The organism is Brachyspira pilosicoli, assembly GCF_019402445.1.
Classification (GTDB): Bacteria; Spirochaetota; Brachyspiria; order Brachyspirales; family Brachyspiraceae; genus Brachyspira; species Brachyspira pilosicoli_B.
Map to the genome: position 1 here is coordinate 1 of NZ_SRZM01000160.1, position 8,702 is coordinate 8,702.

Annotated in this window: 10 protein-coding genes; 4 read left to right on the forward strand and 6 right to left on the reverse strand. The window is 27.6% G+C overall.

Annotation, left to right across the window (positions count from 1 at the left end; genetic code table 11):
- The 4 genes from miaA to E6A48_RS06220 all read right to left on the reverse strand — a co-directional run.
- Positions 1–613 (reverse strand): tRNA (adenosine(37)-N6)-dimethylallyltransferase MiaA (gene miaA, locus E6A48_RS06205; protein WP_219709189.1); only part of this gene is annotated, 613 nt, incomplete at its 3' end.
- Between the two features lie 9 nt (positions 614–622).
- Entirely contained in the window at positions 623–1,027 is a 405-nt protein-coding gene (locus E6A48_RS06210; protein ID WP_219709190.1) for a hypothetical protein, read from the reverse strand.
- Between the two features lie 18 nt (positions 1,028–1,045).
- Positions 1,046–1,597, reverse strand: coding sequence for a guanylate kinase (gmk, locus tag E6A48_RS06215; RefSeq protein WP_219709191.1), 552 nt, complete (start codon positions 1,595–1,597; stop codon positions 1,046–1,048).
- Between the two features lie 92 nt (positions 1,598–1,689).
- The gene (locus E6A48_RS06220; RefSeq protein ID WP_219709192.1) at positions 1,690–2,283 is read right to left on the reverse strand and encodes a pyridoxamine 5'-phosphate oxidase family protein; all 594 of its coding nucleotides are present in this window, start codon (positions 2,281–2,283) and stop codon (positions 1,690–1,692) included.
- A gap of 132 nt (positions 2,284–2,415) precedes the next feature.
- Between E6A48_RS06220 and nadE the strand changes: the two genes are divergently transcribed.
- The 3 genes from nadE (at position 2,416) to trpS (ending at position 6,369) form a co-directional block, all read left to right on the forward strand.
- On the forward strand, positions 2,416–4,293 hold the full coding sequence (gene nadE / locus E6A48_RS06225) for an NAD(+) synthase (RefSeq protein WP_219709193.1): 1,878 nt from the start codon (positions 2,416–2,418) through the stop codon (positions 4,291–4,293).
- An 80-nt stretch (positions 4,294–4,373) separates the two neighbouring features.
- Positions 4,374–5,330, forward strand: coding sequence for a PSP1 domain-containing protein (locus E6A48_RS06230; RefSeq protein WP_219709194.1), 957 nt, complete (start codon positions 4,374–4,376; stop codon positions 5,328–5,330).
- A gap of 34 nt (positions 5,331–5,364) precedes the next feature.
- Positions 5,365–6,369, forward strand: coding sequence for a tryptophan--tRNA ligase (gene trpS / locus E6A48_RS06235; RefSeq protein ID WP_219709195.1), 1,005 nt, complete (start codon positions 5,365–5,367; stop codon positions 6,367–6,369).
- A 271-nt stretch (positions 6,370–6,640) separates the two neighbouring features.
- Here the strand turns inward: trpS and E6A48_RS06240 are convergent, their stop codons facing one another.
- A complete protein-coding gene (locus E6A48_RS06240) occupies positions 6,641–7,270 on the reverse strand; it encodes a MotA/TolQ/ExbB proton channel family protein (protein WP_219709196.1) in 630 nt (209 codons plus the stop codon).
- A 57-nt stretch (positions 7,271–7,327) separates the two neighbouring features.
- Positions 7,328–7,951: a hypothetical protein gene (locus tag E6A48_RS06245; RefSeq protein ID WP_219709197.1), complete on the reverse strand. Its 624-nt coding sequence runs from the start codon at positions 7,949–7,951 to the stop codon at positions 7,328–7,330.
- A gap of 62 nt (positions 7,952–8,013) precedes the next feature.
- Between E6A48_RS06245 and E6A48_RS06250 the strand changes: the two genes are divergently transcribed.
- Positions 8,014–8,702 (forward strand): hypothetical protein (locus E6A48_RS06250; protein WP_219709198.1); only part of this gene is annotated, 689 nt, incomplete at its 3' end.

Consider the following 8,702-nt stretch of genomic DNA (forward strand, 5'->3'; position numbering starts at 1 on the left):
GCTCTTCTCTTTCAATATCTATAATATAGCTAATATATTCAATATTTAATTTTCTTTTTCTTTGTTTTTTTAATTCAGAAAACTTTTTTCCAGTATTATAATAAACTTCTAAAGCACGAACAACTCTTCTAGAATTAAATCTGTCTATAGTTAAAGCAGCTTCTTTATCTATATTAACTAAATCCAAATACAAACTTTCTAATCCATCTTTTTCTATTTTCTCATAAAGCTCTTTTCTTATTTTAATAGCTTTTTCTTTATCCTCATTTTCTTCTTCAAAAAGCCCGTATTTTATAGAATCAATATAAAAACCAGTGCCTCCAACTCCAAATATAGGTGTATTATCTATATTGTCTACAGTATCTTTTAATATATCAAGATAATCATTAACATTAAAATTAACTGAAGGCTCAATTAGGTCTATCATTTTATAATTATATTTTTTTATTTCTTCTTTGGAGGGTTTAGCGGAGCCTATATCCATATATCTATAAACCTGTATAGAGTCTATAGATAATATGGTGGCATTATTGAAATAGTTATCTATGAGTTTATGTGTAAAATCACTTTTTCCAGAGGCTGTAGCCCCAGATATAAAAACTATTTTTTTCACAATTTAATATTATTCAGATTTTTTAGAAGCTCTTTTTTTTCTTTTTGGCTTTTCTTCTTCCTCTTCTTCATAATTGTCTATTATTTCATCATCATCATCAATGTCTTCTATAATAGTTTCTTCTGTTTCTTCAACTTCATCATCAGTAACATATTCAGCATCATTATATGTAGCCTCAGTATGTTTGAAAGGTGCTTCTTCATCTACTGTCATTTGAGTATCTTTTTCGTATTCATATTTAATAGTACCATCAAGTATATTTTTTATTACTGTAGGTATATATTTACCATTTCTATATTTAGTTTCAGCTTTTAATAATTTTTCGCCAGATTTAGCAAGTTCTATCATAGCCTTACTAAGTTCATAACGATTACCTTTATATTCAATAAGTTTTTTTAGTGGTATTATTCCCATATATAAATACTCCATTTATTATAATTTTGAATTTATAGCTTCTTCTAATTGTTTATAAGCTACATCAATTTCATCATTTTTTATAATAATATCAAATTTATTTTTATATTCCAATTCTCTTTTAGCATTTTGTATTCTAATTTTCATGCTTTCTTCAGATTCAGTTCCTCTTGCCTCTAATCTTGCTTTCAAATCGTCTATTGAAGGAGGCTCTATAAATATATAATTGGCGTGTATTCCTTTTTCTTTTAAGAATAAAGCTCCTTGTATGTCTATATCTAGTATTAGTATGATTTTTTCATCATTAGCTTTTTCTAATTCTTTAAAAGAAGTGCCATAATAATTATCATGAACATTAGCCCATTCAATAAAATCACCATTATCTATCATTTTTTGGAAAGTATCTTTATCTATAAAGTAGTAATCTTTACCGTCAACTTCACCTTCTCTAATATTTCTAGTTGTATGAGATACACTGAACATTGCATTTGAGTGTTTTGACATATATTTTTTTATTAAAGTTGTCTTACCAGCTGCCGATGGAGCCGTTATTACCACTATATTACTCATATAAAAAAGATACCCAATAGATAGTTTTATTGATTATACAACAAAGCTAAAAATATTTCAAGTTTTTTTCCAAACTTTACATAAGATATTCATTATTTTCTTACATTTTTCATCATCTCTATTGTTTCTAAGTCTATTTTTTCGCCTCTTTTTTCTAAGTCTTTTATTAGTATATTTATTTCTTCATCACTCATATTTTGTCCGAATTTTGCCTTTGCTGTGATGTTTTCTATTTTTATTACTCCTACTAACATTGGCTTATGAGCATATTCAAACATTTTGTGTTCTATTGACAAACTAGTGTTATCTTTTTCATATTTTTTTACTAGTTCATATAATATATTTTTTCTTCTTTCAACTTCGTTTATATCTATTAGATTTACTTCTCCTTCAATATACACTGAAAAATAAAATTGTGTTGGTGTCATAGTATTATTTTTGAATGTCGATGGCATATATGAGTATGTTTTTGAAGCAGTAAAGGATATTTTAGGATTAGTTTTCAATATTTCGTATTTTCTTCCGCTTGGAGCTCCGTGAAAATATATTTCATTATCTTTATAGCAAAAGCTTATAGGAACTGCATAGGGAATTTTATCAGGTAATGCCATAACACCGTATTTTATAGTATTTAATATATTTTCTATTTCTTTTTTATTATTAAAATTAAACTCTTTTCTTCTCATTTTTTTATTGCCTCATTATGATAAGTTGGATTATATCATATAGTATATATTTTGACAAATTATTTATTTTCTTATATTATATTATCCAATATTTTATATTAAAAATTTAATTAAAAAATTGGAGTGTTTCTTATGAAGATAGCTATATGCCAATTTGAAATAATACCTTCTATGCCTGTTATAAATGCTAGTAAAATGATTAAATATATTGAAGAAGCAAGGGAGAATAAGTCAGATATCATTGTTTTTCCAGAGCTTTCTGTTTCTGGGTATATGGTTGGAGATATGTGGGAGAGTGAGTCTTTTGTGAGAGAATGCGAAAGACTTGGAGAAGAGATAATAAAAGCTTCTAGAGATATATATGTTATTTTTGGTAATATTGCTTTAGATAAAACTAAAAAAAACTTTGACGGAAGAGTGAGAAAATATAATGCATTGTTTGTAGCAAAAGATGGAAAACTTATAGACAATAATACAACAGAGTATAATTTCTTTATAAAAACTCTTCTTCCAAATTATAAAGAGTTTGATGACAGCAGACATTTTTATAGTCTCAAAGATTTAGCTTTAGAAAATGATGTTAGCATAAAAAAATATTTAAAACCATTAGAGATAGAAATTAATAAACAAAAAATAAAATTAGGCTTAACTATATGCGAAGATATGTGGGCTAAGAATTATAATGTAAACCCTATGGAAATAATGAAAGATGATGTTGATATGTTTATTAATATATCTAGTTCTTTTTATATTTTAGAAGATGAAGCAAAAAAGAATAACATGTTTTCTGATATAGCAAAAAAATATAATAAGCCGTTAATATATGCTAATAATGTAGGCATTCAAAACAATGGAAAGAATGTTTTTACTTTTGACGGATGCAGCAGAGTTTATGATGAAAAAGGTAAATTACTTTTAAAAGGTGATAGATATAAAGAGGAAATATATTATATAGAGCTTGATAATAAAAGTAAAAAAGAAGAAATAACAATAAAAGAAGAAAATGAATATAAGCTCATATACGAAACAGTTATTTACGGAATAAGAAAGTTTATGAAATCTATTGGAATGAATAGGGTAGTTATTGGGGTTTCTGGTGGAATTGATTCTGCATTATCATCTGCAATGTATGTTAGTGCTTTAGGTGCTGATAATGTTTTGCTTGTTAATATGCCTAGTAAATTTAATTCTAATACAACTAAAAACCTTGCTAAGAGTTTATCTGATAATTTAGGCTGTGCTTATATGGTAATGCCTATACAAGAGTCGGTTGATTATACTATAAAGCAACTTGAAAGCTCTCCTATGATTAGAGATGGAAAAGAGAGTTTCTTAAAAGTATCATCATTTGTTACAGAAAACATACAGGCAAGAGACCGCTCTTCAAGAATATTAGCTGCTATAGCTGCAAGTTTTGGAGGGGTATTTACTTGCAATGCCAACAAAACAGAAACTATTATTGGTTATTCCACTATGTATGGTGATAGTGCTGGCTTTTTTGCTTGTTTGGGAGATTTATGGAAATATCAAATATACGGACTTGCAAGATATCTTAATGATAAAGTTTTTAAAAGAGAAGTTATTCCAGAGGGTACAATTAATATAATTCCGAGTGCTGAACTTTCAACTGCACAGGCTGTAGATGAAGGCAAAGGCGACCCTGTAAAATATGATTATCATGATTATTTATTTAAAACTATGTTTGAATCTTGGAATAGGATTATACCTGAAGATGTTTTAGAGTGGTATATAAATGGAGTTTTAGAAGAGAAGATTGGGTGTAAAAAAGGACTATTAAAAAAATATTTTAAAACTGATATTGAGTTTATAGAGGATTTAGAAAAATGGTGGAAGCAATATAATGGAATGGCTGTTTCAAAAAGAATACAGGCTCCTCCTATACTTTCAATTAGTAAGAGGGCTTTTGGAAATGGAAGCAAAGAGGCTCAAAATGGTGTTTATTATACTGCAAGATATTTACAACTAAAGAATGAAATATTAAATAAATAATACTTGCAATTATATTAACTTAAAAATAAAATATTTAATAATTTATTTTTGATTTACAATATAAAAATAGAGGTTTATAGATGATAAAAAATGTAGCTCATGTAAAGTTTAGAGATTCCAATTTTGGTAAGTTTGAACATGCACATATAGAAAACATAAATATAAAAGATGCTTGTATTGTAGAGACTGATGAAGGAATTGAGTTGGGATATATTGTTAATTTTGAAGATATAGACATAGAAGCGTTTAACAATAGTAATGTTGTAGAAGATAATTGTCAAGAAAACACTCCTGAGGATAACACTTCCGATGAAGAAATATCTGAAGAGATGAAAGAGATGGTGGACGATGAAGCTCATATAGTAAAACCTAAAAAAAATAAAATATTTAATATCGTAAGAAAGGCAACAGAAGAGGATTTGAAGCAGCATACTAAAAATAAAGAAGATGCTGTGGAAGCTTTTAGAATCTGTAAAGAAAAAGTTAATAATCATAATTTAGATTTGAAGCTTATTAGCTCTTATTATTTTCTTGATAGGGCTAAGTTGTTATTTGAGTTTATAGCAGAGGAGAGAATTGACTTTAGGGAGCTTGTAAAAGATTTGGCTGCTCATTTTAAGACACGCATAGAATTAAGGCAAATTGGCGTTAGAGATGAAGCTAGGGCTATAGGTGGATGCGGAATATGTGGAAGAGAATTATGCTGCAGGGTAAAAAACGGAAAGTTTGAAACTATCACTATAAAAATGGCAAAAGAGCAAAGCATGCTTTTAAATACAATGAAAATATCAGGACAATGCGGAAGGCTTATGTGCTGTTTGGCTCATGAATATAAGGCTTATTGTGCTCTTAAAAAGGATTTGCCTAAAGTAGGAACTAAATTGATATTTAATAATACTCCTGCTTCTATAAAAGATTTGAATCCTTTAAATAAAACTTTATTAGTAGAAACAGAAGATAAGAGATTATTTTATATAAATGCTAATGAGTTAGAAAATCAAAATGGTGTTTTGGTTGCTAATATAAAAGCAGAATAATAATATTAATTGATTAATATTTGGAGTTATAGTTATGAATAATAATAAAAAAATAATGTTAAGCGGAATACAGCCTACAGGTTCGCTTCATATAGGCAATTATCTTGGAGCTTTAAAGAATTGGGCTGATATACTTGATGAGTATTATGGCTTTTTTTGTATAGTTGATTATCATGCTATTACTATAGAATATGATGTAAAAGAGATGCAAAAAAGAATAATTAATGCTGCTGTAGAATATTTAGCTTCAGGACTTGACCCTAAAAAATGTTCTATATTTGTGCAGTCTGATGTGAGGGCTCATACTGAACTAGCTTGGATATTTAATTCTATTATACCTGTAGCAGAATTAGAAAGAATGACGCAGTACAAAGATAAATCAAGAAAGAATGTTGAAAATATTAATGCTGCTTTGCTTACATATCCATCATTAATGGCTGCTGATATTTTACTTTATCACCCTGATATAGTGCCTGTTGGTGAAGACCAAGAACAGCATGTTGAGCTTACAAGAATGATAGTAAGAAAGTTTAATAATAGATTTGGAGAATATTTTAAAGAGCCAGACACTTATCATGGTAAGGTTTTAAGAATATTGGGTCTTGACGGCGTAAACAAAATGAGTAAGTCATTAAATAACCATATTGCTTTATCGCTTACAGCAGAAGAAACAGAAAAACTAATAATGCAAAAAGCTATGACAGACACTAATAGAAAATTGAAAACAGATAAGGGTAATCCTGATATTTGTAATGTTTATTCTTATCATAAAATTTTCTCAAGCGAAGAGGAAGAAAAAGAAGTTTGCGAAGGCTGTAAAAATGCTTCTATTGGATGCGTACAATGTAAGAGAATGCTCGCAGCAAATATCAATAAAGAATTAGCTCCTATAAGAGAGAATATAAATAAATATTCTAATGATTTAGATTATGTTTATGATGTTCTTAAAGAGGGGGCAAAGAATGCTTCTGAAGTAGCTGAAAAGACACTTTATGAAGTACGCGATTTGATGGGGCTTAATGACCGCAAGAGAAAATAATTTTCAATAGTTTTGTTCAAGTATACAAGAATTTTTAAGTTTGTTAAAAATTCTTGTATGTTTTTTATTTGTTGGGCAAAGCCACACTTCTTCTATATTAATAAAAGAAGCAAAAGAACTTCATTTTTAACAAAAATATAAGCATTATCTTATTTATATATATTTATAACGTACAAAATTAAATCATTTGCATTTTTTGCAACTTTTTGCGGCGGGAAAAAGTTGAAGAAAAAAACTATGAGAAAATATACTTGTTTATGTATATATAAAATTATTTATCTTTCTTACTTAAATAGTCTGAAATCTCATTAGAAACATTTTCCATAAAGCTTATTCTTGAGTTTAGAGCATTTACGAAATAGTTATAAAAAACAACTGTAGGTATTGCTATAACAAGACCTGCTGCAGTTGTGAGAAGTGCATTTGCTATACCGCTTGCAAGAGCTATAGGATTTCCGCTTCCAACAGATGCCATCACTCCGAAAGATTCTATCATACCAAGTATTGTGCCGAGAAGTCCTAATAGTGGTGCTACTGTTGATATTGTAGATAGTGTAGAAATAAATCTCTCTAATTTTGGAAGCTCTTTATTTGACTGCATTATCATCGATTCTTTTATTATTTCTATGTTTTTTAAACCTTCCAAAACTATATTTGATAATGGAGAATTACTTGTTTCGCATAGTGCTATTGCTGTTTTTATATCATTATCTTTTATTAGAGCATGGAGTTTTGGTGCTAATGCATCATCTTGTGCTTTTACTTTGTTAAAATAAATAAACCTATCAACTATTGCTGTGATAGCTATTAGAGAACATAATAATAAAGCTATCCAACATAGTATCATAGCAACATTGAGCAAAGAAGTAGCTCCAAAGATTCCATTTATAACATTATTCATTTTATATTCTCCATTTCTAATAATTATAATTGCATATATATAAAAAATCAATAATTACTAATTTATTTCTGTTTCTATTACAACATTATATTCATTTTCACTATAGCTCTCTTCTGAAATATATGCATTATTGGTTAATTCTACAACCTTATTAACATCTATTCCCTCTTTTAACAACATATAATATAAAGATTCGTAAGCTCTTTTTAAAGCATTTTGTGTAAGCATTTGCCTTGTATATGGACTTAGTTTTGCATTTTCTGTTAATTGTATAGATGCATTCGCTCTAAAAATATTACCTTCTATTTTTCCTTCTCTAACAATCTTACTTAAAGCTTGCAGTGAGTTTGTATATATAGAAGCATTTTCCACTTTTATATCTGTATAATAATTATCATTTTTTTTATAATTTTTTATTTTTACTGTTTCTTTATTATTAAAGTCTATTATATTAGAATCTTTTAAAAACACTCCAACAACATTATAATCGTTTCTATTAATGGTTGGTGCTGTTTTTTCAGCTATATAATAATACATATTTTCTATTGCTTTTTCTCTGCTTGCTTCATGGCTTAAATCACTATATCCAGTAGAATATAATATTCCCTTTTCTATATCATTTTTTTTGCATGAAACAATAGCTAGTAATAATATTAAAAAATATATCTTGTTTTTTTCCATAATTTATATTACATTATTTTAATATATTAATCAATAAAATAAAAAAGAGTGGGAATAATTAATTGAAAAATAATATAATATATTTAATTATTTTGTTATTGTTAATCTCTTGCGGTAAAAAAGAAAATACTTTGCTTGAAGATATGGCATTGCTTGATAAGTCTTATATAAGGACACTTCTTTATACTGCAAATATTAATAATCAAAATAGAAAAGAGAGTATAGAGAGATTTATAATAGATTGGAATGCTTTCAAAAAAAAATATTATAATGCTAACACTGAAGACCCTCAATGGAAAACTGATTTTGATAGTTTGCAAGATATTTTAATACGTTCGCATTATTATATAGCAAGCGGAGAAGATGAGAGTGCGGGCTATTCTATACTGCATGATATTAAATATGTATTATCAGATATGAGAAAGAGAAATAATATTAATTGGTTTGTGGATAATATTAATGCTATATATAAAACAGCAAATAGAATGAATGAGCTTTCGAAGATATACGGACTTAACACTACAGTTCTAACAGAGGTAGAAGAAAATAGACTTTTAGTAGTTTATCAGCTTTTAGATTCTTCTGTAAAAAATGCATTAAAAGAATTCGATAGAAGTAATATTCAGTTATTGGGATTATCAGCTAAACAAATAGAAGCTTTAAGACATAATATGAATACTATTTCTGATTTAGTGCTTTCTATAGGAAATAATATATCAAATAAAAAATATAGTGATATTCCAAACATATC